Raw genomic sequence first — 23845 nt, 5'->3', positions numbered from 1 at the left:
GGACATGAGCAGCAAGCCTGTACTTGTAAAGTATTGATTAATATTTATAATTCAGGGATAGGAGATCCATCATATTAATGAATAAGTCACTTTTTCTGACGGCCTTCAAGGCGACCGTTCCCGTTCTGTTTGGTTACATCCCACTGGGGATTGCGTTTGGGATCCTGTTCAACGAGCTTGGGTTTCACTGGGTTTACGCCACGTTGATGGCGACGGTGATCTACGCGGGTGCCGGGCAATTTATGGCGGTAGGCTTGCTGGCCAACCATGCTGGTTTGATGGAAGTGGCGATCACTACCTTGCTGTTGAATTCTCGGCATGTGTTTTACGGGATCTCGCTGATCAACAAGTTCAAGACCAACGGGTGGCGCAAGTTTTACCTGATCTTCGGGTTGACGGACGAGACCTATTCGCTGCTGACCGGCATCCGGCCGCCCGAAGATAAAGATGAGACCGACTTCTATCTGTTGATCACCGCATTGAATCATAGCTATTGGGTGCTCGGCTCGACCCTCGGTGCTATTTTGGGTGCCAATATAACGATTGATACCACAGGGCTCGATTTTACCCTTCCGGCGTTGTTTATGGTGCTGGCGATCGAGCAGTACAAGACGATCCGCGAGTCTCGACCTTTTGTGATGGCAGGAGCCGTGGCATTCCTGTCGATCTGGCTGTTCAGTCGGGACAATATGCTGCTGATGTCGATCCTGCTGTCTATTATTGTCCTGCTGGTCCTTCGCCGGGGACAAAAGCCTACCGAAGCGATCGCACAGGGATCTCTCTAGATGCAAGATATTCACTACTTGTTGCTGGTTATTGCGGTGATGGCCGTCGCGACTTTTATGACCCGGGCGCTGTCGTTCGTTCTGCTGTACAAGATCAGCGACCATCCGATGTTGCTCTACCTGGGGCGTTACCTGCCGCCGGTGATGATGGTGCTGTTGCTGATCTACTGTTTTCGCGACCTGCGCTTTACCACGTACACCGATGGCCCAGCAGAATTGCTGGCGCTTGCTCTGGTGGTGGTTTTGCATCTCTGGCGCGGCAATGCCCTGCTGAGCATCATGGCAGGCACCGGACTCTATATGTTTCTGTGCCAGTCATCCCTGCCGCTGCCTGGCGCATAATCAAGCTCTGTTCTACGGCAATGGGGCCGAACGCCGGAGGCCGATAGTGAAGTCGATCACACTATGATCACTTGGCCTCGGAGAGTCGGCTTGAGGGTGGGATATCAGTAAAATATGTGCTTATATGGTTGATAATAAATGTAATATCTAGAGCGTACTATGAAGATTGAGGCTGCTGTTCAAATGCCAATTCAATTCAACAACGCTATGACGGAAGATTTATGCCGTATTGCGTTATTTTCTCAGGTTAAAGACCGTTTTTCCCATCGAACACGCACAGAGTTGTTTCAAAAACTGACTTTTAAGCGTAAGGCACAGATTTTACAACTCAAACCAGAACTCCACAGCGCGAATCTGGCAACCATATTCAAAGCAGTTAACTATTCTGAACTATGCTTGGGGGATAGTGAGGGCCTGCCGGATGATCTGTTACTGATAGAGCAAGCGGCGTGTTTGTGGTATCCACACTGGCTAGCGTTTTGGTGTGATTACGAAATCCACGACGTGAAAGCCAAGTACGCCGAGGCGCCATTGAAGCGCTTATCCCCTGATCCCCTGACTTATGAAGACAAGGACTATCGAGGAGAGCTGATCGACAACATTGAAACTGATTGTCGTTTGTTCAATACCCTTTATGATGACGCGCCGATGAAACTCTGCGACGCAATATGCCTGATAAACCTAGAACTTTTTGTCCGTGGAGAAGAATGGTATGAAATGCTGTTTGCTCTGTCGCTTTCCAGGGAAGGGAAGCACTTCATACTGTTTAGCGACCAGGCCGATAGCGGAATACGAGTTATCGTCGCATCAGCGTTGATTCAAGATTGGAACCAAAAAGCAACCTGGTTGAGTCTGGCTCCGCAATTTGAAAGCGAAAAATGGACAATGTGCTTACCTCCTCATGCATATTGCGAGTTGAATCGGCACCAGTTATTTGATCCTCCGCTAATGAAAAGCTGTGATACGGCTTCAGAGTTTAATCAGATATTGGCGTTTAACCTTGATAATACGTCCTCAATCTGTGAAGTGTTGCGTTTGACCGTAAGTGGGACACATCAGCAAAGGCTGTATTACTTATATCTGACTCAGAAATTGCTGATGAGCACGTTGTGTAATGCGGGTTATGTGGTCGGTCTGACGATCATAGAGCAGCCATTTATGCTTAACTTCTATAAAGCCATTGATAAGAGAGCTTACTTCCATAGTTGCTATTGTGATATCAATGGTGAAGGCGTGATTACATATCGGGGTTTTTGGAACTTCGATTATATGGACAAAGTATTTGAGAATGTCTTATTCCGAGATTATAAGCGGGCGGTTTTAATTGGACGAAAGAATAAGGCGAACCTCTAGGTGACCAATGTTTGACTTGAACCTGCAATCAATTATGTATCCCAAAGCCATTATCCTACTGCTCGCTACCAGTATGGTCATGGCGTGGTTGCTTTACTACTGCTATACCCTGAAGTTAAAAAATGAAAAGATTTTAGGGACTTATCACGCAGCATATATTGCATATTCCAGCTGCATCACGTTGTGGATTTCAAGCAATGCTTATTTCCACACTGATCTGCTTGTCGAGTTTGGTGACGCTGGCGGCATATTCATGGCCAAATTGGCTAATCTGGCGTCCTTCTTTGCTTTTGCATTTGCGTTTTATTTTTCATGCCGTCTCTCAGCTGCAAAGGAAAAACGGCAGGTTTTTAAATGGCAATTTATTGTTTTTTATGGGCTTTCTTTCTACTCTCTGTATGTGAACCTACAACCAAATCTAACGGTAAAAAATGTTGCGATCGTGGCTCCAAGTGATTTCATTATCGACTTTGGACCCCAGACCTCCGTGTTCTTTATGAGCTTGATAACGCTGGTCGTACTCACCCTGACGAACCTTATCGCCATGCGCAGGCGGAGTAGTAAGCTCAGTCTGACCAAAAATAACTACATGATTGCTGGTATTGTGGTGTTCATGCTGTCAACGGCAACGATTCATCTGGGAATGACTTATTTCCTCGGTGATTTTTCCCTTACCTGGCTGCCACCCGCTTTCTCGATCAGCGAAATGCTGCTGATGGGTTACGCCTCGCTTACTTCCCGCTTTTACAGTATCAAATATTTGTTTTTCTTGGCTTTAACGGTAGCGGTGACCAGTGTGCTGTATTTGGTGCCGCTCTCCCTTGTGATGGATTTCACGGCGTACCAATTTGAGCTTATTGTTGCTTACAGCGTGATCCTTGGTCTCACATGGCAGAAACTGTTGAACCGAGTGAAAAAATACACCAGTTTAATGGTGTACAATTCCCCTATGCCACCAACAGAGCAAATATACTCTTTGGTTGAAGAGTTTCAATCATCACCGACAACGGCTATTCAGAAGCTGGCAACACTGTTGAATGTTCCCGGCAACAAAATGCAGCTAGTGAAAAACTCTCATGATTCAGATGTTTATACTCATTATTTAGCCAAAATCCGAGAACCCCTGGTATTTGAAGAGATTACCGATAAGCTCGATAACAGTACCGGCCAAGATACCCTTGCTGCATTACATTATAAAATGAGCCAGAACGAAGCGGCCGTTGTTATGCCGCTTTTTGACAGCCAGCAGATGATTTCGCATCTGTTGATTTCACCCCATAAGCAAGACGGTCGATTGTTTTCAAATGAAGAGTTAGTGGTATTAGAAAAAGTGCTGAAACAAGCGCAAGGTTACATCAATTTTGAGCGACGGATTTGTCAATCTCAGGCATTAGCAAATTCAATCGCGCATGAAATGCGCAACCCCCTGACTCAATTGCAACTCAACCTGGAAACACTCCAAATACAGGTGCAAACACAGGCTGATCTCAAGACGCTTCTGGATCAGATAGAAAAAGGTAAGATGGCAATTGACAGGGGGAGGCAGCTGATCAATATCATTTTGCGAGAAGTGAACAACTCATCGCTCGATCAAGAACCAATGACGACATCACCGATCAAGCGCTTATTGATGCAGGCCCTTAATCAATATGGTTTTGAGAGTGAACAAATTGAAAGCAGGGTGCATCTGAATATCAATGAAGACTTTTCTGTCAGGGTCAACGATACGTTATTTAACTTTGTGATTTTCAATTTATGCCGTAATTCGATTTACTATTTTGATTCCTATCCAGAGAGCCGCATTGAAATAACATCTTGTTCTAACGGTCACGAAAATAGGGTCGTTTTCAGAGATACCGGGCCAGGTATACCAGAGAATATCCGCACGCGGATCTTTGACGACTTTTTTAGTTATAACAAAAATGGTGGTAGTGGTCTTGGGCTCGGGTATTGTTTACGAGTCATGAACTCCTTTGGCGGCCGTATTCAGTGCAAATCAAAACATGGGGAGTACACCGAGTTCCATTTGATTTTCCCGATCTTGTCTGTTGAGAGTTCAATTTACGATGAGGTAGTGAACCATTCATCTGTGATAGACGCTGTGCAACGTCAGCCAGGTTCTGTTGCCAATCAACCGCTATCTACGCCGGCGACAGGAGATTATGGCGGAAAAACGATTCTGATCGTTGACGATCAAGAGGTTCAACGTGCCTTGATAAAGCTCTACCTCGAACAACTGGGTATTGATACGATTCAGGCAAATAATGGCAAAATCGCGGTCGATATATTCCAGAACAATCCTATCGATCTTGTTCTCATGGACATTCAAATGCCAGTGATGAATGGTTTTGATGCAGCAGCAAAAATCAAACAGCTCAGCCCTGCTACCCCCGTCATAGCGCTATCAGGCGAGTCTGGATCGCGAGAGCTGGAAATCATCAGCAACATGATGGATGGCTATCTGACTAAACCAGCCTCTAAGCCTGCCTTGACCGCAATGTTGAACCAATGGCTAACTGAAAAATCTCCTGTTAGCTGTTAGCTGTTAGCTGTTAGCTGTTAGCTAAATGCGATGCCGATGGCCAACCTGATCCAGCAGATATCCCGCGCTGCCAGTTGGCGTCAGCCAGGCTATAGACAGGCACAAAACGCTGGGATGCATAGGCGAGCCTTCCCTTTGCCGCACCAATGATGGCGAGGAATTGTCAAAATCTTGACCTCTGTCACTCTATTCGACATAAAAATTGATAAAACGCATAGCCCTTTGGTTGCGGCATGCATAATGTCTCTGATGTTCCGTTTTATTTAAGTTAAAGGTTACAAATATGTCTGATGTGCCAGTCTCTGTTGCAAATGCTGTCGATGTGGTTCAGCCGGTTGTTGAATCTTCAGGTTCAATTTGGGGGTATGTGGCAGGTGGTACTGTCTTACTGATTCTTGCGGGTTTCTACGGTTATCGGAAATTAAACACGCCTGGATTTATCATTAAGCAAGTAAGAAAGCGAAACCTGAAAGAGATGAAGAAGCAGGGTGTAGAGAACTCTGACTTTATGCTTGATTTGGATAAGTTGTTTGATTCTGTTCTTGAGTATGCCAATAAGTACAACAAAACGGGCGGGGATGTTGTTAAAATCATCAGTCCGCTAAACGACGCTGCACGCATCAAAACACCACGCGATATGTACCAGTCGATGATTTATATCGCGAACGAAATGCACGATGTGGCATTGGCTCGTGAGTTTAAGGCTAAGTCTAAACAGGTGAAGGCAAGCTCACCATTGATGACTGGCTTGTTAAAGCGTGCAGGCATCTAACCTGACTAATGAATCTGAGGTTGTTGGGCAGGTCCTAGCACTTGCTTAAGTCATCACAAGCAATCTCAGTTTTACCTTCTATCCTCGTGTAAAGCCAAGCCGTCGCTCTTCCCCCCCGGCGCACTCAAACTTCCATCGCATCTATCTTCTCTTTTATTTGCAGGTAGTATCCAGATCTACTTGATACAGCTTAATAAGCTAATATTAATCTATGAGGGTTATTTGAGGTATTAATATGGCTGACTTCACTGAGCGTATGCGTCTGAAGGGAAAGGCGGAAGAAGATATCTATTTTGCCGAACTAAACCGAAAGTTAATTGATGCTCTGCATGAAAAACAAGCGGAGAAACAAAAGCTTGTTGAAGATGATGCTGATGATATTGGGCTTGAGGATAAAGTGAATAAATAAAATATCATCGCACTTTTTTTTTGTTTTTCCCTCGCTACTTTCAATCAACGCCACATATTCGCTAAGCCTTTGGCTAATTAAGCCAAACGTGGGAATGTAGATAGAAAGGCAGGCATGGCTGTCTTGTAAATTTTATTATCGTTTACTAATCTGGAATGTAGATGGCCAAGGATTAGTGTGCTTATGACAACGATAAAAATATCAATGATAAGTGCCGTGCTTATCCTTTGTTCTTCATCTTTTTTTCCTCAATCAGCCTATTGTGCTGAGAAAGTCTTATCGATTCTAAACTGGAGTGAATACCTTGACCCCGAGCTTGTTCAGCGTTTTGAACAACAGTATCAGGCCAAAGTGGTTGAAATATACTTCGGCTCTGATCAACAGCGATCTGAAATGTTGCTGCAAAATAATGCTGAAGGGTATGATCTGATCCTTTCTTCCGGTGTTGATCTGGCAAGCTATATCAAGCGCGGTTGGCTGGCTGAGCTGGAACAAGAGAAACTCCCTACCTTACAACATATCAACCCGGAGTGGCGAAGTACCTTCTCAGGGGCAGAGCAGTATGCAGTCCCTTACTTCTGGGGAACCGTGGGTATTATCTACCGGCATGACTTACTTGAAGAGCCAATCACCCGCTGGCAGCAACTTTATCATCCCATTCCTGAGCTACGAGGTAAAATTGGCATGTTTGAGGATACCCGTGATCTGATTGGTATGGGGTTGAAATCACTGGGCTATTCGGCCAATAGCGAAGAGAGTACCGAACTTAAAGAGGTCGAAGCAGTGTTGCATGCCCAAAAAAACATGGTTAATTCCTATATTTACATGACACTTGATGAAACTTCACCCATCGTATCCGGGACGATTCTGGCGTCGATGGTTTATAACGGTGATGCCGTGATGGTACAGAAGCACAGTGAAAATCTGACTTTTGTGCTGCCTGAAGAGGGAGGTGGGATCTGGGTCGACTATTTAACTATCGGCGCGAACGCAAAACAGCCTGAACTGGCCTATGCCTTTCTCAACTTTATCAACCAGCCGGAGAATGCGGCCCAACTGGCCCAATTTGTTTGCAATGCCTCACCCAATTTGGCGGCGGAAAAGCTGTTACCTGAGGCGTTTTTGAGCAACGAGGCGATTTACCCGGACCCGGACAGCCTGAAAAAATCCGAGTTTTATAAGTTACTTTCAGCCGATGCGCAGCGTCAACGCAATAGGCTTGCCATCAGTATTATTCAGTAGCTTTCGCGATGAAACTAAAAGTCAAGCTGCCAATCCTTCTTGTACTGTTGCTTTGCATACCGCAAGTGCTGCTAGGTACCATTGCTTTTGTTGAACTCAGAAGCACTGCAGAGCAGGGCAGTGTGACTCAGATAACAAAATTTCTTGAGCAAATTGTTGCTCAGACCGACAGGCTTGTGAAAACAGCACAAGCCAATGTCGAACTGATCACGGAAGACGATTTATTAAGAAACTATATACTGACCGATGATAAAGAAGAGCGCTATACGTTGATGCAGCGCCCTTTGTTAAGCAAGCTGAAAAGTATTATGCAGGTATTTCCCGAGTATTATGAAATGCGGGTGATATTGCCCGATGGTTATGAAGATCTCCGGTTAACGGTTCCTTTTATTCCGAACCAGACAGAAACCGAACAGGGGAGCGTATTGTTTTCGGCCATCGCGAAAAATGAGAATAATCACCATGCGAAATTTATGGTTAATCCAGACAATGGTGAATTCAGCCTGTATGTTTCTAAACGGCTAGATATTATCAACAAGGCGGTCGATTCTTTTACCGCCCTTCCGAAAGTGCGTGGTTACCTGGTAATAACCGTAAACTTGGAGGTGTTAAATGATGCCTTGAGTGATTTTTCCTGGAGTGGGGGACGTTTTTTAATCACCGAACAATCGGGGGAAGTCGTATTACCTTATTCGGCAAAAAATGCGAAAACTATAACGCCACTTGATTTAGCATCGAAATTAAAATCGGCCGAAGAGAGCACTTTTAATCTTCTCGATATAGAGGGAAAAGATTACTACCACACCAGCGTTAACCTGCAACATCAATTACGGCTTCATGCACTGCTACCGTATAAGGTCTTATTACAATCGAGCCGTAATATCAGTATGCTTGTGGCCATCATTACTCTGTTTTCTATTATAATATTTATCCCCTTGCTGGTTTCTTTCAGCCATTTTCAAATTGTCCGGCCACTGAAAAATCTGCATCAGGCTTTTTTACGCTTAAGTCATGACAATGAATTGGTTCAGGTGAAAACGTCGGGAGATGACGAACTGAATGAGCTAGGCCATGAATTTAATCGAATGAGCTTTAAACTCTTTAAATCGAATGAAAAGATCCGCGATCTGGCATTCAATGATTTCCTGACGGGCTTACCTAACCGTTTCATGTTTACCAAGCATCTCAACAGAACGTTAGAAAGCGCAATTAATGATAATAGTCATCTTGCCGTCATGTTCATCGACTTAGATAATTTTAAGCAGATCAATGACAGCCTTGGTCATTGCGCCGGTGATCAGCTGCTTCACGAGGTGGCGCTTCGTATTCATAAAAATCTGCGCGAGAAAGATTGCATCAGTTATATCAACGAAAGAGATATGATTGCCAGACTTGGCGGCGATGAGTTTACGGTGCTGCTTACTGGCGATTCCGCGGTGGCTGGTGTGGAAAAAGTCGCTCAACGAATTCTTGATGTGATTGCTTTACCAATCAAGATTGACGATAAAAATTATTATATCAGCGGCAGTATTGGTATCGCGTGTTATCCCGAGAACGGCATTACGACCCAGGAGCTGATAAAAAATGCCGATATTGCTATGTATCATGCTAAAAAAATGGGTAGAGGGAGATACCAGAACTTCACTGATATGCTTAGCCAGCAGAATTATGAGTTTTCGAACATCGGGCAAAAAATGCATGAAGCGATAGAAAGAGAGGTGTTTGAACTTTATTTCCAGCCAATCATCGATGGCCGTACCCATCATATTACTTCACTGGAAGCCCTTATTCGCTGGAATGATCCAGAATTAGGTTGGATCCCACCCGATCTGTTTATTCCGTTAGCCGAAAAAAATGGTTTGATCACGGCCATTGGTGACTGGGTTATTCGAGAAGCATGCCGTCAACTAAAAGTTTGGCAGGATATGGGGATTACCGAGATCCAGCTGGCAATCAACGTATCTGCAATACAACTGAATAACCTTAATTTTGCTGAAGAGTTAAGTGATTGCATTATGAACAGTGGAATCATTCCGGGCTCACTCTATATTGAGTTAACAGAAACAGCCATTATAAATGGCGAGCAGGACGTTTTCGCCATGCTGGAGCGGTTGCATGATAAAAATATTAACATTGCACTTGATGATTTTGGAACCGGTTATTCTTCTCTTAGCTACCTGAGAAACCTGCCCATTGATATTCTTAAGATAGACAGAAGTTTTATGTGTGAAATTAATAACAGGAATAACAATGTGATTTTATCTGCCGTTATCACCATGGCCCATGCTCTGGGGTTTAAGGTGGTGGCGGAGGGGGTTGAAGAGCCGGAACACCTAGCCTTTTTGCTCAAGGAAGGCTGCGATATGCTGCAAGGCTATATGTTCAGTCGACCCAAGCCGGCAGGGGAAATCACCACATTGCTGGTTAATGAGCTAACGGGCAAGACCAAGAGAGGAGCCGGAATGACAGTGCCTGATTATTTTTAAGTTGCCCAGAACGCCGCCCGTCACGGGCCAGTAATCCAGTAAGTTCAGCTTACCGAACCGTGTTTTTTCCGGACATACCTTCTCTGAGAATGTCTTCGCCGGAAAGATCTTCTCCGAAATGCCGCTGGGCCAACGCGCGAAATGCATTGAGGGCTGGCCCCGCTTCTTTCCCGCGGGTGATGCAAATCACTGTATCGTGATGCTTAAGGCCAAGCAGGGTGATTTTATTGATGCTTTTGGCATTGATTTGCTGCCCACCTTTGCTGAGCCATACGTCGGCATCAAACGGACTGACGGCGGTGACAATGGCTGCGGCCGAACGGAGGTGGATACCGTGTGGATTTTGGATCTGCCATGAAAACTGCAATTGCTCAGCAGGCTGCGGGATCACCGCTTTTCGAGTATCGGTTGAAAGAGGCGCGGCTACGAGAGATGCAGCCGATGGCTTTTCAGCGGGTAGCGGCATGGTTTGATTCAGTTGTCGGTATTTGGCGGCAAGCGCTCCGTGGGCTTCATGGATCACTTGTTCAATCGGCATGCCGGCCGCGGCGGCGACACTGGCGGCAATAGAGCCTTCAACCAGTGGTGCGGCACAAACGTATACGGCTTTTGCCTGTTCACTACCGAGTAATTCCAGCGCCATATCTGCACTGAGAATGGCACTGCCCATATCAACCAGCACCAATACCCCGTCAGCGGAATAGACCTGCTCAATGGCTGACATGACAGCAACGACATCGGTACCGAGGCCGTTTTTTTTGTCGTTGTCGGGCTCGTCGATACCTGCGGCAATGGCCATTTTTATTCGTCCGCGGGTCATTTGAACGGCCAGCTCTACAACGCCTTCAGCTAAACGCCGGCTATGAGAAACAATGACAATATTTACCATGTTAAACCTTGGTCAGACCTTACCGTGACAGTAATACATTGTCACACAGGGCGGTAAATAAGAAGTATGACGAGGTTGCTCCGGGATCTTGGTGGCCGATAGAGCGTTCACCCAGATAGCTTGCCCGCCCTTTACGAGCTTGCATTTCTATAGTGGCTTTCATGCCTTGTTCAGCCGCTTGTGCTGCGTGTTCCAGCGCGAGGTCCATTTCACTACCTGGTTGCTGTCGTAGGCTGTTGATCACCGCGAGCCAGGTGTCAACCATGGTTTTATCGCCCGCGACAGCCTTACCTCGTAGCTGCACGCCTTTGACACCGTCATCGAGTATTGTCACAAGCTCCTCTAATGTCAGTTCTTCTTTTCCCATAACGCTGGATGCTGCGCGAATGAAGAAGGTGCCATACAGCGGCCCGCTGGCACCGCCGATGCTTGACAGCAGTGTCATTCCGGTGGCTTTTAATATGCTCCCAATGTCTTTGTCGGCCACGGCTGGGAGCTTCTCCATCACTTTTCGAAAACCACGATTCATATTTAAGCCATGATCGGCATCGCCAATCTGACGGTCTAATTCGGTGAGAAAATTCTCCTGCCGGGAAAAAATATCAGCGGCGGTTTCCAGCCATTTAACAATGTGCTGCTTAGTCACTATCATGTTGGCCTCCATCATTCGCTTTAGCTAACAGCCCCAGCGTAGCACTGGTGTATTTACGGGCCTATCCCACAGTGACAGCATTTCATCATCGACTTTCAGAACGGTAATCGAGACACCTTGCATATCAAGTGATGTGCAGTAAGCGCCGATCAGGTTACGCTTGATGGTAATACCTTGTTGCTCAAGTAATTCAGCGACTTTACGGAAGACACAATAGAGTTCAGAAATAGGGGTGCCGCCGAGGCTATTAACCAGCACAATCACTTTATCGCCCCTATTCAGGGCTTCCGTCGTCCAGCTTTCTTCTTGCCATTCGCCGGTGTCGTTGTTCCAGCGGCGAATGGTGCGTTGATATGGGGCGTTATCAAATATTTCTGCCATCATCTCGGTGGTAACGGTGTCGCTGTCAGTGAAAGGCGCTCGTCTGATCCCGGGTTCGCCATGAATGCCGACACCAAATTCAATTTCGTTGTCTGCCAAATCAAAGCCCGGTTTACCGACTGCCGGCACGGTACAGGCAGACAGGGCAATACCTATTGAGCGGCCACGGTTAGTGATGCGTTTAGCGAGTTTGGTGCATTGCTCCAGGGTATAGCCTTCTTCTGTCGCGGCGCCCAATATTTTTTCTGCCAGCACGGTAGCGGCGACACCGCGCCGGCCTGCAGTGTATAAACTGTCTTTTACGGCGACATCGTCATCGATCAATGCGGCTTGAACTGCAATGCCGTCGCCATGAAGCAGCTCGACGGCGGTTTCAAAATTCAGCACATCGCCGGTATAGTTTTTAACTAAAAACAGAACCCCTTTTCCGGAATTAACCTGCTGGCCGCATTCGTACATTTGATCCGGGGTTGGTGACGTAAACATTTCCCCCGGGCATGCGCCGTCTAACATGCCAAAACCGACATAGCCGCCATGCATCGGCTCGTGACCGCTACCGCCGCCTGAAATCAGTGCGACTTTAGGCTTGCCGCGTGTTTTGCGACAGATATAAAAAGGTTCAAAGTTTACCTGTAGTTCCGGGTACGCCTTAGCGATCCCTTCCAGTTGCTCTCTTACGATGTTATCAACATGATTAATCATCTTTTTCATCATAGTGTCCTTATGTACTCCGGGGCGGCATGCAACATATTTAAGTGTATACCTAAGTGATCTCAATATGCTGTCTCTGTGATAATTTCCAGGCACTAAGGTCGGGCGCAGATCTGCAGATATTATTCTTATTCGAGCCTTTACAGGAACAAGTTACTATTGCACACTGTTTCTTTTTTGAAGTGTGAATCCGTTCGTTGTTTTTGTTTTAGAGGAGTCATTTGTTTTTATTGATATTTTTAACACCTTTTCATAAAGGCTAATATGCTGATTAATTTATATATATGGGACTAAAAACATGAGGCAAGGCATTATATCGAGAATAGTTGTATTGTTTTCTTTGGCTATAGTTTTGATTGGTTGCAGCCAAACCAATCTTGCTGAGCAGAAACCGATAGTGCCAGATCCGGATTGGCAACAAGGTGTGCTGACCAACGGGATGAAATACCACTTTCACCCTAAAGCCGGTGAGCCGGTAGAAATTCGCTTTTTGATCCACGCCGGTAGCCTGCAAGAAACAGAGCAGCAGCAGGGGTATGCCCATTTCCTCGAACACATGGCATTTAACGGCAGTCAGCACTTCAGCGAAAATGACGTTGTCGCCTTGTTTGAAAAGGTCGGTGTTGATTTTGGTAACGACCTGAATGCTTATACTTATTATGACCATACGGTTTATCAGATAGCGCTGCCTGATCAAACTGAACTGCAGCCGGCCCTGACCTGGTTCAGAGATGTTGCTGACGGCCTGTTATTAACCCCCGACGCCATTGAAGCCGAAAAAGGAGTGGTGTTAGGTGAAATTCGTCAATCACGACCAAATGAAATGCCGCTTGATCTGCAGGCGCATTTTGCTTTGTTGGCTAATAGTGAACACAGTAAGCATGATGTACTGGGAACCAAAGCTTCAATTGAAAATATTGATCCTGCAGAATTAGCGGCCTTCTATGCAAGCTGGTATCAGCCTAATAATGCTGAACTGGTTATTTCCGGCGACTTTACGGCAATGCAAGCCGAGCAACTTGTCAGTGAGATGTTTACGAGCTGGCAGCAAGATCCGGGTGCCCAGCAAGCAGAAGATTTTAAGGTGAATCCTGTCGGTGAGAATCCGATAGCCCTGATTGCTCCGCAAGGTCAGCTTGCAACCATGAGTATCGTGTTTGATCTTGAGGCGAGGGCATTTAGCTCTCATGCCGATCAGCAGAAGATCATGAATGATAATTTGCTGAATATTCTGATTGAGCAACGATTACGTGAACGGATGTTAGCCACCAATACCCCGATCCACGCAGTAATGGTTATGCCGTTTGATCTGCTTGATCGCAAGCAGGTAGTGATTGATATTTCATTTAACGCATCAGATCGCATACAGAGTCAGGCTTTCTTGGCCAAGGAGTTGGCGAGCCTGCGCGATCACGGGGTGGGAGCTGTTGAGTTAAGCACAGCATTAGCCCTGTTTAACCGTGATTTGGAAAATATTGACGGTGACTGGCGGCAGATGACGTCGGGTAAAATGGCGGATGTCAAAGTATATGCATTGATTGATCAAATGCCTGTTCAGGCAAAAGAGGATTATAAAGCCAACCTGACAGCCTTTATTGAATCCAACGAGTTAGCGAAAACAAATAAGGCACTAAAAAACAGGCTGAGCAAAAAGTCTACAACACCCTTTTTTGGTATCGAAAAGCAAGAGCAACCCTTTGAGCTGGAGCTGACTAACCAAGCTTATAAGGTACTTTTCGATGCTGAAGGGGCGCCTCTGCTTATGGCTAAAACCATGACGGATTTTCCGGTTCCGTCAACATTGGGAGCCATTGTAAGCACTGAGCAAATAAGTCCAGATACCACGAAGTGGCAATTAGGCAATGGGGTGGAAGTGTGGCTGAAGCAGATGCCGGCCGCCGAAAAGCAAGTCTATATGTATTACTCATCGTTGGGGGGAATAGCGGCATTGGATCCTGCTTTGTATGCGGCCTCTAATTTAACCGTAAATACATTTCTTCGCAGCGGGTTGGGCGATTTTAACGCGGCACAGCTGAATCAATATATGACGCGTAATGAAACGATGCTCAATCCGTTTATCGATGAAACCCAACACGGTTTTTACCTTCAGACTCGTTACGAAAAAGTACCGCTGGCTTTCGCGGCATTGCGAGAAGCGGCAAGCCATGCAAAGGTAAATGAAGTTCAGTTTAAGCAAGTACAGCAACAATTTGCCAGCGAGCGTGATAATTGGTTGGCATCGTCTGGCGGCAGGTTTAATGCAGAGATCTATAGTCATCTCTATACGCCTGATAGCCTGCGTTATATTCATGACGGTAAGACCTATCAAGGCGTGAGTGCAGGGCAGGTTCAGCAAGTTTATCGGCAATTGTTTGGTCAGAACCGAGGTTTCAAGCTGGTGGTTGTCGGTAATATTGAAGCCGATGAGCTCGTACCGCTACTGACCCGCTATGTTGCGAATATCCCTATGGCGAAGCCAAGTGATAACCACCATATTATTGAATTTGATAAGCAGCCAGAGGATATTTTACTGCCGATATCCAATGAATCCGGCATGTTTTACGGGGTGAGCTTTCTGGCCGAAGGTAACGCCAAAACCGTCGAGGATGTCTTTGCCGAAGATATGATGCTGAGGGTATTTTCTCAGCGAGCGATAACGTTATTACGTGAGAAATATGGCTTGGGTTATTCGCCGACGGCCTTTAATATCATGCCTGATGGAAGTAAAGTTTCGCGGTTGATACTTGAAATTAATGCCGATGCCGGGAAATTGGATCTGGTGCGCAGCGCGATGGCCGAACTTATCGGTGATTTACGTTCAGGTATTACCGAGGAGGAGCGAGATTCTGCCGCGAAACAGCTGGCCAGTGACTTGAAGCCAATGGCGACCAATGCACAAGAAATGTCCTGGTTTATGACGCGCTATCTGGTACATGGTTATGGTCTGGATGCGGTTAATGATCCTGACAAGCAGATCGAGCAGATCAGCAGAGATGACATTAACCATTTAATCGAGCGGTTAATGGGCAGTAAAACAACGCAGCTTGAACATGTCTTAATGCCTAAATCTTAATTTATTCCGGGAAAAATAACAAAGAGCCTTTGCTGAGCAAAGGCTCTTTTTTTATCCAATAGAAGGTCTTGGGTTAACTTGTCGTTTCAGCGGTGATTTCTGCCGTTGCATTCTCAACAGGAGTCTCCGTTGCTGAAACCTCCGTTTTTTGTACCGGCTTTTGGTCTGCTTCAGTATTTTTCACCGGAGAGACTTGCTCTGGCTGGACGGCTTGGGGTGATTTAGCCCGGTTAAGCTGTGCCGACAGCTCGGCAACCTGCTGTAAATAGCGATTCTTTTCTTCGCTGAGCATCCGGCGCTCTTTGGCGGATGTTGCTTTGAGTTCGGCGATTTCCAGCTGTAGAGCGCTGTTCTGATCGTGTTTGTTTTCTAACTTGGCTTCGGCTTCTTTCTGCGCCATCAGGCTGTCGTTTTGCCCTTGCAGGTTAGTTTTGATGTGATTGACCAGATGCTTGCCTTGCAGGGATATCGGCTGATCACGCAGATCACCAGAGCCGAGAGCGACGCTGACTTCCAGCAGAATTTTTTCATAGCTGACAATGTGGCGCTCATAATCGCTTTGCGGCATCGCTTTCAGCTTTTGCACGGCCGTAGCAACTTGCTGTGAATGGGCAAGGGCAAAGCGGGCTTCTTCTGCTTTATCAGCAATGCGCGAGATGGCTCTTGGTTCAGCGTTAATAAACGCTTCGGCCGCTTTTAGTGTTGCTTCAGCATGGCGCAGGGTCTCTGGTGCATGCCTGCTGATATTCGCTGTTTTCTGGCGTATTAGCTCTTTCTGACTTTCAGACAGGTAAATGTTGGTAACTGTTTTGACCTCCAGAACGCGCTGTTTTCGCACGAGTTCTGGTTGGTATTTGATTGCATTTTCAGCGTTGTCATCGGCAACGTAATTAACCAATTTCTTTAGTTGCTGTTCTAATTGTTTAGTTGTGCTCGGGTAATATTTCTCAGCCTCAATGCTATCCAGTTGCTTGCGATAACTAAAGGCTTCTTCTAATACCGTTAAAGCTTCACTACGGATAGCGTTAGCCTTTTGAATATAAACATTAAATTGTGCTAATGCATCTTGAGTTTCCTGAATATTGGTTTTAGAACTGAATATTCCTGCACTGCTATTTGCCTCTGATGGATCATGTTCAAATTCAGCAAAATACTCTTTGGCTTCATTCAGGGCATCGACGGCATCTTTTACTTGTTCTGTTGCAAACCAAGCTAATTCTATTTTGTGTGATTCTTCTAATGTATTGTTCGCGAAATCAAGTGCTTGGGTGACATCCTGAAGTTGAGTCTCGTTTTGAGCCTGATTGGTTTCTAATGGTAGACTGGTTGTTGAATTAGAATCTGACGCACAACCTGATAGCGTAATGGCTGCAACAATCGCAGCGATACGAAATTCCTTCTTCATGAATAAACCTTAGTGATGAAAAATAAGTATTAGCCATCATTATTATTGAGTGATATTTAATGATGATCTGAGAAGCCCATTCTATTTATTTTCGAATCAAGATGAAATGATATTTTAAATAATGTGCTGTCAGCACAAAAAACGTTAATTATATGGCGATCAATTAAACAAATGGTCAATTTTATGACTCTTTATTTGAGCTGGAATGAATAAGAGCAAAGAATGAATCTTTACCCTAACTTAGCTTCCAGATCTTTCTTTACGATCTCCAGGGCTGAAAGAGCCACCTGCGGTTCGATTTCATTACTTTCTAGCAGATAAATGAGATCGACAGCCAATTGAGTGTCTTCAGGGGCTTCTGCCAGCGATGCTGAGGGATTGTCTTTTGTCATACTGACCTTTCTTATGGATGAGTGTGGTGTACGAGTTGCCGGGGAACAGGGCGCAGTAAAGCCTTTTACCCTTTTCGCTCACGATGAGTAATGCTCTTTTCAATGCTTACCAGCGCAGTACGACAGCGTGATAATCGCCCTTCAAGCGCCAGAATTTCTTGTTGTAGATTTTGCTGTTCAGTCATTGTCGAGCAGTGGCGGAATAACAGTTCTTTATCCCGTAGCATTGCTGCCAAACGGCGCTCCCAGTCTTTGTGCTGGGACAGGTCCTGATAGAGCTCATTGATTGGACGGCGCCAGCTACCTGGCCTTTTGGGTTCATTTTTACGGATTTTCAACGTCGCCAGTTCGCGTTGGATCGCCTGAATTTGAGCGATGACTTTCTCGCAGATATGTTGAGTCCGAGAGGGGAGCAGCTTTCCGGCCTGGCGCTCTTTACGCAATGCTGTTATTTCATGGTGGATTTCATCAACACACGGTGTTAGTAGCTTGCTGCGGCAACGAAATAATTGCTCATCAAACAAAGGCCGTAAGGCCTCACCACGCTGGCGGTCAATTTGAGCTGCTTCGGTCGTCAGTTGGTTAATGATAGCTTCTAAGCGAGCGAGATCAGACATTGGCGTGTACCTTGAATATTCGTGTCTATTCTATGGCCAAAGCGGCCCTCTAAGCGAGTACCGAGAATCTCGGTCGTTACTACTTTTAAGTATATTCAATCACACGCTTAAAAGGCGGCAGGGCATCAAGCAATGCCTTGCCATAACGGCGATTGATCACCCGGCGGTCAAGCAGCACGACTCTACCAGAATCATCTTCTTTTCGCAGTAAACGTCCTGCCGATTGGATCAGCTTTTTACTGGCTTCAGGCACTGAAATTTGTAAAAACGGATTGCCGCCACGACTTTCAATGTATTCCGCATGCGCTTCTTCAACCGGAGATGTCGGCACTGCGAATGGGATCTTGGTAATAATGAGATTGGTAAGTAAATCACCTGGTAAATCAAGGCCCTCAGAGAAACTCCCCGTACCAAAGAGGATGCTTATTATGCCGTTTTTACAGTTTTCTTTATGTTTTTTTAGAATAATATGGCGAGACTCTTCGCCCTGAACCAGTAATTGCCACTTGTTTTTTTTCGCCAGAGGGCGAAGCTGTTCTGTGACCTTGTTCATTTGCCAATAGGAAGAGAAAAGGACCAGACTGGCCGTTTCCCCTTCTAAGTATTCCGGCAACGTTTTGATCAGCAAATCGGTAAACTTATCTGCCTGTGGTTCCAGTGGCAATGCAGGGATGACTAAGCGGGCGTTATTCTGGTAGTCAAACGGGGAGGCTAAAGCCAGAAAGCGAGTACCGTCATTTTCTGAGATACCGGCCTGACGGCAGAAATAGCTAAATTGATTCAGCGCGCGCAGCGTTGCTGATACCAAGATTGAGCCAGCCGCGCGGCTCCACAGTAACTGATCGAGGCGATAACCCACTTCAAGGGGAGAGACTTCTACAATGAAATCATTTTCCCGCTCCGGACTTTTTTCTATCCAGCGTGCTAAAGGCGCGCCTTTATCCTTGCTCGGCTGAGCCATTAATGTCCAGACCTTTTCCAGGTTTTCAAGACGCTGTAGGTAGAACCCGGATTCAGCCAGGGCTTGCTCACCCAATCGAGGCACTATCTCGTTCTCTTTTAACCGTTCGGAAATTAAATCATGGATCTTACCCAGTGATTGCCCTGCTTTTTTACTCGCCTCTTTACAGCCTTTGGCTTCTTCTTCCAGCCAGGCTGGTAGTTCACCGTGTTCGAAGCGATAGACTCCATCTTTATTTAACAAGGCGGGATCAATATTCGTGGCCATTTGACGCAGCGTAGGGATCAGATGCTGGATATTTTCTTGTAAGGTAGTCTGAAAGCGCCCGGATTTACTGTATTCAGCCAGATCGGCCAGTTTGCTGACGGACTGGTTCAGCTTTTCCAGCCAGCTTGCCGCGCCTTTAAGACTGGCGGCGGCAGAGGAGAAATCTCGCGCGACCTGCGGCAAGTGGTGCGCTTCGTCAATAATATAAATTGTATTCTCGGGCTCAGGCAGGATCACGCCCCCGCCAAGCTCTATATCCGCCATCAGCAGGGCATGGTTGGCTATAATAACGTCGGCTTTATCCATATGCTCTCTGGCTTTGGCAAACGGACAGCTACGGTGTTTGGGCATACCGGCATGGCAACTGTGCTTGTCGGCCATAATCTGTTGCCAGACGCGATCGGGGATCGTTGTCGGCCAGCTGTCACGATCACCATCCCATTTCCTTTCCTGGCTGGCTGTTAGCATTCGTCGCAAAAGTTCTAAATCAGACTTTTTAGGTTTTTCTTCCCATAATGCCACTTGCGGGTCGCTGTCTGTGGTACAGCATGCTTCCAGTTTATGGGTGCAACAATAACGTTGACGACCTTTTGCCAGAATGAAGCTGAACTCTCGAGGATAAATTCGGTTGAACAGGGGAAGATCTTTGTTTATCAACTGCTCTTGTAATGCCACTGTTGCCGTCGAGATTAGTAATTTTTTGTTATTAAATTGTGCAAAAGGGATCCCACCCAGCAAATAAGCCAGCGATTTACCAATACCCGTCCCCGCTTCTGCCACGAGCATTCGGTGTTTCGGATCATATTCACCAGCCAGAGTTTTGGCGATTTCTGCAACCAGGTAGTTTTGTGCTCGACGGGGAATAAAATTGTCCAGCTGGTTTCCCAGGTTCTCATAGCATTGTTTGATATCACTTTTGATCTGGCTGTGTAACATTTCTTAAACTTCGTTTTGGCAGGGATGGGGATTATAGCATGAAGCCCTAAATGTGAGCGGTGACAAATTTCCGAATAGTTTATAAATAAAATGAGAATCTCATCACGAAATAAGATTGAACCTTTGTCGGGAGTACCGTTGAGCGGTTCAAAAACAATGATATATCCATTAATGGTACTTTTTTGTGGTAATTTAGGTTTATTTGCTGTTTTATGGTGGCCATATCGGGATTATATTCTGTTTATTTTATCGTGTTAAAAAGTGAACCTTGATTTATCAACGCTTAATTGTGTTTGATAATTAATCTCAATTAGCTCCAACTCATTGGTTTTTAGTTAGTTTTATGTTTTTTGAGCATGCTATTAGAATATTTGACATGCAGTTTGAAGTTCTGCAGGATGAGTTCCACAAGTTACTCACTCTTGGTTGTTTTTTCTCTTGATGCTTAAAGCAGATGGATGACCGGGGGAATATAAGAAAAGGAATTCTGGAAACGGAAATTCCATACTCAATAAGAATAAGGCAGTGGATATCATGAAAAAGACTCTATTAGCACTAGCTGTACCAGCTCTACTAGCTGCAGGTTCTGCATCAGCAGGCGTTACTCTGTATGATCAAGACGGCGTTTTCGTTGACCTGTCAGCTGCAGCTGAAGTTCAGTACTTTCAGGCAATTCAAAAAGACACGTCTAACGACGATGCAGGTTTTCACCTTGATGACGGTGACCTAGCGCTTAACACAACTATCGCGCTTACTGGTGATCTAAACGCAGTTGCCGGTATTGGTTTTGCGTTTGAGAAATCAGACGTAACTAACGATGATCTATGGGTTGGTCTGAGTGGCGACTTCGGTACGTTTACTTTTGGTCGTCAGCTGCTTATCTCTGATGATGCAGGCGTCGGTAAAGACTACGAGCTAGGTTTTGAGCAAATTAGCTTTGGCGATACTGAAGGTTCTGAAACTGTTAAATATGTATTTGACAACGGTCAGTTCTACTTTGGTCTTTCACACGATTTAGATGCTGAAGGTGCAAAAGGTGCAACAGATTTCTTGAACACAAATGGTACCATCACCGATGGTCGTCTAGGTGCACGTTTTGGTGACTTGGACGTTCGTGCTTACTTCTACACATCTGAAACTGCATCAACTGCTGCAACTAAGCAAGAAAATGAAGCTTTCAATCTTGAAGGCGCATACAACATGGGTGCATTCTCGTTTGCAGCGTCTTATGGTGAAGTTGAAGTGAAGAAGGGCGGCTCTGTTGATGAAGATACTTCATTAATCGAACTGAACGGTTCTTACACTATGGACAGAACGACTTTTGCTCTAGGTTATAACCGTGCTGATCAAGATAAAGCTAACAACACAATTGATAACGTTTATGCAAACGTGACTCAGCAGTTGCACAGCAACGTTAAAGTTTATGCTGAAGTTGGTTATGCTGACGCTGACAATGCTGATTACGACTTCGGTTACCTAGCTGGTATGGAAGTTAAATTCTAAGATTGATGTAATCTGAGAATACTTCATAAAAAAGCCGCCTTTTTGGGCGGCTTTTTGCTATTTTGAGTGAATTGTTTTTATTCATATTTAAGGGTGTAAATGAAAAAGTTAACATTGGCTGCTTTATTCATGCTGTCGGCAAGTGTGCATGCTGCAACATTATCGACCAGTGAAAATATCGAATTACTGGTGGTTGATGGCAAGAAAGTCTTATCTTCATATTGGTCACCCACCAAAAGTATCGAATTGACTAATGGCAAGCATCAGATCGTGGTTCGGTTTGACGGCGAAGTTAAAAATGGCTCCAAAGGGACGATATTTACCACCCGGCCTTATCTGTTCGATTTCAATGTGGCCGATAAAGATGCCACGATTGTTCTGCCGAATTTGACGACACTGTCACAGGCAAAAGCACACTTTGAGCGCGGTGCCGACTGGTCGCTGGAATATGCGGATGGGATGAAAGAAACCATCAAATATACTGAACTTCAGGGGGCAGGGTTTGCAGCTTTCAGCGATATGGAAGCGTTAGTGGCTGACTATAATAGTCAGAATGGTATTGTCTTTGAGCAGGGCTATGCGGTTGATCTGGAAAAAGTTGCCGTTCAGGTTACCGAGCAGGGAGAGGTAAAAATCACCGGAGACTCGCTGACTCAGCTTAAAATGTGGTACACCAAAGCGTCTGATAAAGAGAAAAAAGCCTTTAAAATCTGGATGGCTGAGCACGACTTTAATTAATCAGGCTATTGTATCGTCAGGTATAGAGATCTGTGTTTACAGCAAAACTATTTTTATACCTGAATATGCCTGATATCTAATAATGGTGGTCTGGGTTATAGCATAGAGCGACGGGCAACAGATCCGCTTTGCTGGGTTGCCCTCAATTAGACTGATTTAACCCAGCAAAGTCTGTGGTCAGTCATGGTGATACCGGCTGTGATCACGGCAGGCTCGGCAGCGAGGCTGAGCCGGGTCTTCTAACAAGTCATCAATCTCAATTTCCTCTTCACAATCGACGCACAAGCCATACATCCCTAATTTGACCGAGCAGACTGCAGCATCAACTTTTTCCACTCTGATCGCCAGATCAAATAAGTCCGGAATAAAAGAAGACTTTGCCATCATGATCAAATCATTGAGATCTGCGGTTTCGATTGTCGTCACCGAAGGCGCCAAGGTGTTTAAAAGCATCTCGTGTTTGAGTTCTTTGGTCAGCGCAATGTGCTGTTGCTCCAAAGTGGTTTGTAATTGCTGATAAATAGCTTCTGACGTTGTCATAGTTGTTTTTTTATTTATTGGTGATGAATTTAGTCTAAAACGCTTTTATTGTTTGATTGTGATTTGAATCAAATCTTTATGACTCTTCGCCCGAATACCCGTATTTTCCTTCGGTTTTTGTCAGTTTCATCCCCTGATATAGTCCATTTACAAATAAATCGAGCTCAAAGAAGCTTCAGACCGTTATATCAGCCGCTCAAATAGACTTAAAAAGGAAGTACATAATGGAACACAGTTATAAAGATCCGTACAATTTCACTTACTTTGTCGGATTTATTTTTGCATTGCTTTTTGCAACCTTACCGGCGAGCTTAACCTGTATCAGGATACTGACACAGTAATCTGACTATAAGGCTATACCCAAGTAACCTGTATCTTGAGGTTACTTGGTTATATAACGCATTAAAATTTCGGTTACTATTGAGTAAAGGGGATTAGAAGGAGTAGGTAGTGAAAGCGCTGATCAAGCGAACCATACTGGTCATTTGTGGTTGGCTGTGTGTGGTTTTAGGTGTGACAGGGATTTTTCTTCCCTTATTGCCGACGACCCCTTTTTTGCTATTGGCCAGCGCCTGTTTTATGCGCGGCTCGCCCCGGCTGAGTCGCTGGTTGCATAAGCATCCACATTTAGGCCCGGTTCTGATTAACTGGCACGAAAACCGGGCGTTATCACCAACGGTGAAGCGGCGTGCCAATATTTCGATAGTACTTAGTTTTGCCCTCTCTGTTACCCTGGTGCCTCACCTCTGGCATAAAATTATGCTGATTGTGATCGGCGCAACATTACTTCTCTGGTTTAATCGTTTGCCAATCATAGAGTCAGTTGCTCCCGTGAAAAAAAATCAATAG

Annotated in this window: 20 protein-coding genes; 12 read left to right on the top strand and 8 right to left on the bottom strand. The window is 45.4% G+C overall.

The window, feature by feature from the left end; all coding sequences use genetic code 11:
* Positions 1-77: 77 nt before the first annotated feature.
* The 8 genes from R3289_RS12940 (at position 78) to R3289_RS12905 (ending at position 9931) form a co-directional block, all read left to right on the top strand.
* Positions 78-785, top strand: coding sequence for an AzlC family ABC transporter permease (locus R3289_RS12940; protein ID WP_318926038.1), 708 nt, complete (start codon positions 78-80; stop codon positions 783-785).
* Positions 786-1127, top strand: a complete 342-nt coding sequence (locus R3289_RS12935; protein WP_318926037.1) for a branched-chain amino acid transporter permease — start codon at positions 786-788, stop codon at positions 1125-1127.
* A gap of 159 nt (positions 1128-1286) precedes the next feature.
* On the top strand, positions 1287-2480 hold the full coding sequence (locus R3289_RS12930) for an acyl-homoserine-lactone synthase (protein ID WP_318926036.1): 1194 nt from the start codon (positions 1287-1289) through the stop codon (positions 2478-2480).
* A gap of 7 nt (positions 2481-2487) precedes the next feature.
* Positions 2488-5022, top strand: coding sequence for a hybrid sensor histidine kinase/response regulator (locus R3289_RS12925; protein ID WP_318926035.1), 2535 nt, complete (start codon positions 2488-2490; stop codon positions 5020-5022).
* Between the two features lie 283 nt (positions 5023-5305).
* Positions 5306-5794, top strand: coding sequence for a hypothetical protein (locus R3289_RS12920; protein WP_318926033.1), 489 nt, complete (start codon positions 5306-5308; stop codon positions 5792-5794).
* A 235-nt stretch (positions 5795-6029) separates the two neighbouring features.
* Positions 6030-6203 (top strand): hypothetical protein, encoded by a 174-nt coding sequence (locus R3289_RS12915; RefSeq protein ID WP_318926032.1) that lies wholly within the window; start codon positions 6030-6032, stop codon positions 6201-6203.
* A gap of 183 nt (positions 6204-6386) precedes the next feature.
* Positions 6387-7445, top strand: coding sequence for a spermidine/putrescine ABC transporter substrate-binding protein (locus R3289_RS12910; RefSeq protein ID WP_318926031.1), 1059 nt, complete (start codon positions 6387-6389; stop codon positions 7443-7445).
* Between the two features lie 8 nt (positions 7446-7453).
* Positions 7454-9931 (top strand): EAL domain-containing protein, encoded by a 2478-nt coding sequence (locus R3289_RS12905; RefSeq protein WP_318926030.1) that lies wholly within the window; start codon positions 7454-7456, stop codon positions 9929-9931.
* A 49-nt stretch (positions 9932-9980) separates the two neighbouring features.
* Here R3289_RS12905 and dhaM read toward each other — a convergent pair whose 3' ends face one another.
* Genes dhaM through dhaK form a run of 3 tightly spaced genes read right to left on the bottom strand, consistent with a single transcriptional unit; the run spans position 9981 to position 12564 of the window.
* Positions 9981-10820: a dihydroxyacetone kinase phosphoryl donor subunit DhaM gene (gene dhaM / locus R3289_RS12900; protein WP_318926029.1), complete on the bottom strand. Its 840-nt coding sequence runs from the start codon at positions 10818-10820 to the stop codon at positions 9981-9983.
* 19 nt (positions 10821-10839) lie between these two features.
* Complete coding sequence (gene dhaL / locus R3289_RS12895) at positions 10840-11472, bottom strand: dihydroxyacetone kinase subunit DhaL (protein ID WP_318926028.1); 633 nt, start codon at positions 11470-11472, stop codon at positions 10840-10842.
* Between the two features lie 24 nt (positions 11473-11496).
* Entirely contained in the window at positions 11497-12564 is a 1068-nt protein-coding gene (gene dhaK / locus R3289_RS12890) for a dihydroxyacetone kinase subunit DhaK (protein ID WP_318926027.1), read from the bottom strand.
* 352 nt (positions 12565-12916) lie between these two features.
* Between dhaK and R3289_RS12885 the strand changes: the two genes are divergently transcribed.
* A complete protein-coding gene (locus R3289_RS12885) occupies positions 12917-15637 on the top strand; it encodes a M16 family metallopeptidase (RefSeq protein ID WP_318926026.1) in 2721 nt (906 codons plus the stop codon).
* Positions 15638-15710: 73 nt separating this feature from the next.
* Here R3289_RS12885 and R3289_RS12880 read toward each other — a convergent pair whose 3' ends face one another.
* The 4 genes from R3289_RS12880 to dinG form a co-directional block, all read right to left on the bottom strand.
* Positions 15711-17042, bottom strand: coding sequence for a hypothetical protein (locus R3289_RS12880; protein ID WP_318926025.1), 1332 nt, complete (start codon positions 17040-17042; stop codon positions 15711-15713).
* A 230-nt stretch (positions 17043-17272) separates the two neighbouring features.
* Entirely contained in the window at positions 17273-17434 is a 162-nt protein-coding gene (gene rsmS / locus R3289_RS12875) for a pleiotropic regulatory protein RsmS (protein WP_318926024.1), read from the bottom strand.
* A gap of 65 nt (positions 17435-17499) precedes the next feature.
* Positions 17500-18051: a primosomal replication protein gene (locus tag R3289_RS12870; RefSeq protein WP_318926022.1), complete on the bottom strand. Its 552-nt coding sequence runs from the start codon at positions 18049-18051 to the stop codon at positions 17500-17502.
* Positions 18052-18136: 85 nt separating this feature from the next.
* Positions 18137-20215, bottom strand: coding sequence for an ATP-dependent DNA helicase DinG (gene dinG, locus R3289_RS12865; RefSeq protein ID WP_318926021.1), 2079 nt, complete (start codon positions 20213-20215; stop codon positions 18137-18139).
* A 534-nt stretch (positions 20216-20749) separates the two neighbouring features.
* Here dinG and R3289_RS12860 point away from each other — a divergent pair.
* Positions 20750-21718 carry a porin gene (locus R3289_RS12860; protein WP_318926019.1) on the top strand — a complete coding sequence of 323 codons (969 nt, stop codon included), beginning with the start codon at positions 20750-20752 and terminating at the stop codon, positions 21716-21718.
* A 99-nt stretch (positions 21719-21817) separates the two neighbouring features.
* Positions 21818-22456: a DUF2057 domain-containing protein gene (locus R3289_RS12855; protein ID WP_318926017.1), complete on the top strand. Its 639-nt coding sequence runs from the start codon at positions 21818-21820 to the stop codon at positions 22454-22456.
* 177 nt (positions 22457-22633) lie between these two features.
* Here the strand turns inward: R3289_RS12855 and R3289_RS12850 are convergent, their stop codons facing one another.
* Entirely contained in the window at positions 22634-22996 is a 363-nt protein-coding gene (locus tag R3289_RS12850) for a TraR/DksA C4-type zinc finger protein (RefSeq protein ID WP_318926016.1), read from the bottom strand.
* A gap of 450 nt (positions 22997-23446) precedes the next feature.
* On the opposite strand from R3289_RS12850, the gene R3289_RS12845 reads away from it, so the two are divergent.
* Positions 23447-23845 carry a YbaN family protein gene (locus tag R3289_RS12845; RefSeq protein WP_318926014.1) on the top strand — a complete coding sequence of 133 codons (399 nt, stop codon included), beginning with the start codon at positions 23447-23449 and terminating at the stop codon, positions 23843-23845.

It is taken from the genome of Photobacterium sp., assembly GCF_033720175.1.
Lineage (GTDB): Bacteria > Pseudomonadota > Gammaproteobacteria > Enterobacterales > Vibrionaceae > Photobacterium.
Note: the sequence above shows the minus strand (reverse complement) of the source record. Positions and strands in the feature narration are given on the sequence as shown.

Coding starts and splice junctions, on each gene's coding strand:
- R3289_RS12935 (WP_318926037.1), top strand. CDS start 786: ATGCAAGATATTCACTACTTGTTGCTGGTTATTGCGGTGATGGCCGTC.
- dhaM (WP_318926029.1), bottom strand. CDS start 10,820: ATGGTAAATATTGTCATTGTTTCTCATAGCCGGCGTTTAGCTGAAGGC.
- R3289_RS12930 (WP_318926036.1), top strand. CDS start 1,287: ATGAAGATTGAGGCTGCTGTTCAAATGCCAATTCAATTCAACAACGCT.
- R3289_RS12905 (WP_318926030.1), top strand. CDS start 7,454: ATGAAACTAAAAGTCAAGCTGCCAATCCTTCTTGTACTGTTGCTTTGC.
- dhaL (WP_318926028.1), bottom strand. CDS start 11,472: ATGATAGTGACTAAGCAGCACATTGTTAAATGGCTGGAAACCGCCGCT.
- R3289_RS12920 (WP_318926033.1), top strand. CDS start 5,306: ATGTCTGATGTGCCAGTCTCTGTTGCAAATGCTGTCGATGTGGTTCAG.
- R3289_RS12940 (WP_318926038.1), top strand. CDS start 78: ATGAATAAGTCACTTTTTCTGACGGCCTTCAAGGCGACCGTTCCCGTT.
- dinG (WP_318926021.1), bottom strand. CDS start 20,215: ATGTTACACAGCCAGATCAAAAGTGATATCAAACAATGCTATGAGAAC.
- R3289_RS12870 (WP_318926022.1), bottom strand. CDS start 18,051: ATGTCTGATCTCGCTCGCTTAGAAGCTATCATTAACCAACTGACGACC.
- R3289_RS12855 (WP_318926017.1), top strand. CDS start 21,818: ATGAAAAAGTTAACATTGGCTGCTTTATTCATGCTGTCGGCAAGTGTG.
- rsmS (WP_318926024.1), bottom strand. CDS start 17,434: ATGACAAAAGACAATCCCTCAGCATCGCTGGCAGAAGCCCCTGAAGAC.
- R3289_RS12850 (WP_318926016.1), bottom strand. CDS start 22,996: ATGACAACGTCAGAAGCTATTTATCAGCAATTACAAACCACTTTGGAG.
- R3289_RS12880 (WP_318926025.1), bottom strand. CDS start 17,042: ATGAAGAAGGAATTTCGTATCGCTGCGATTGTTGCAGCCATTACGCTA.
- R3289_RS12925 (WP_318926035.1), top strand. CDS start 2,488: ATGTTTGACTTGAACCTGCAATCAATTATGTATCCCAAAGCCATTATC.
- R3289_RS12910 (WP_318926031.1), top strand. CDS start 6,387: ATGACAACGATAAAAATATCAATGATAAGTGCCGTGCTTATCCTTTGT.
- R3289_RS12860 (WP_318926019.1), top strand. CDS start 20,750: ATGAAAAAGACTCTATTAGCACTAGCTGTACCAGCTCTACTAGCTGCA.
- R3289_RS12915 (WP_318926032.1), top strand. CDS start 6,030: ATGGCTGACTTCACTGAGCGTATGCGTCTGAAGGGAAAGGCGGAAGAA.
- dhaK (WP_318926027.1), bottom strand. CDS start 12,564: ATGAAAAAGATGATTAATCATGTTGATAACATCGTAAGAGAGCAACTG.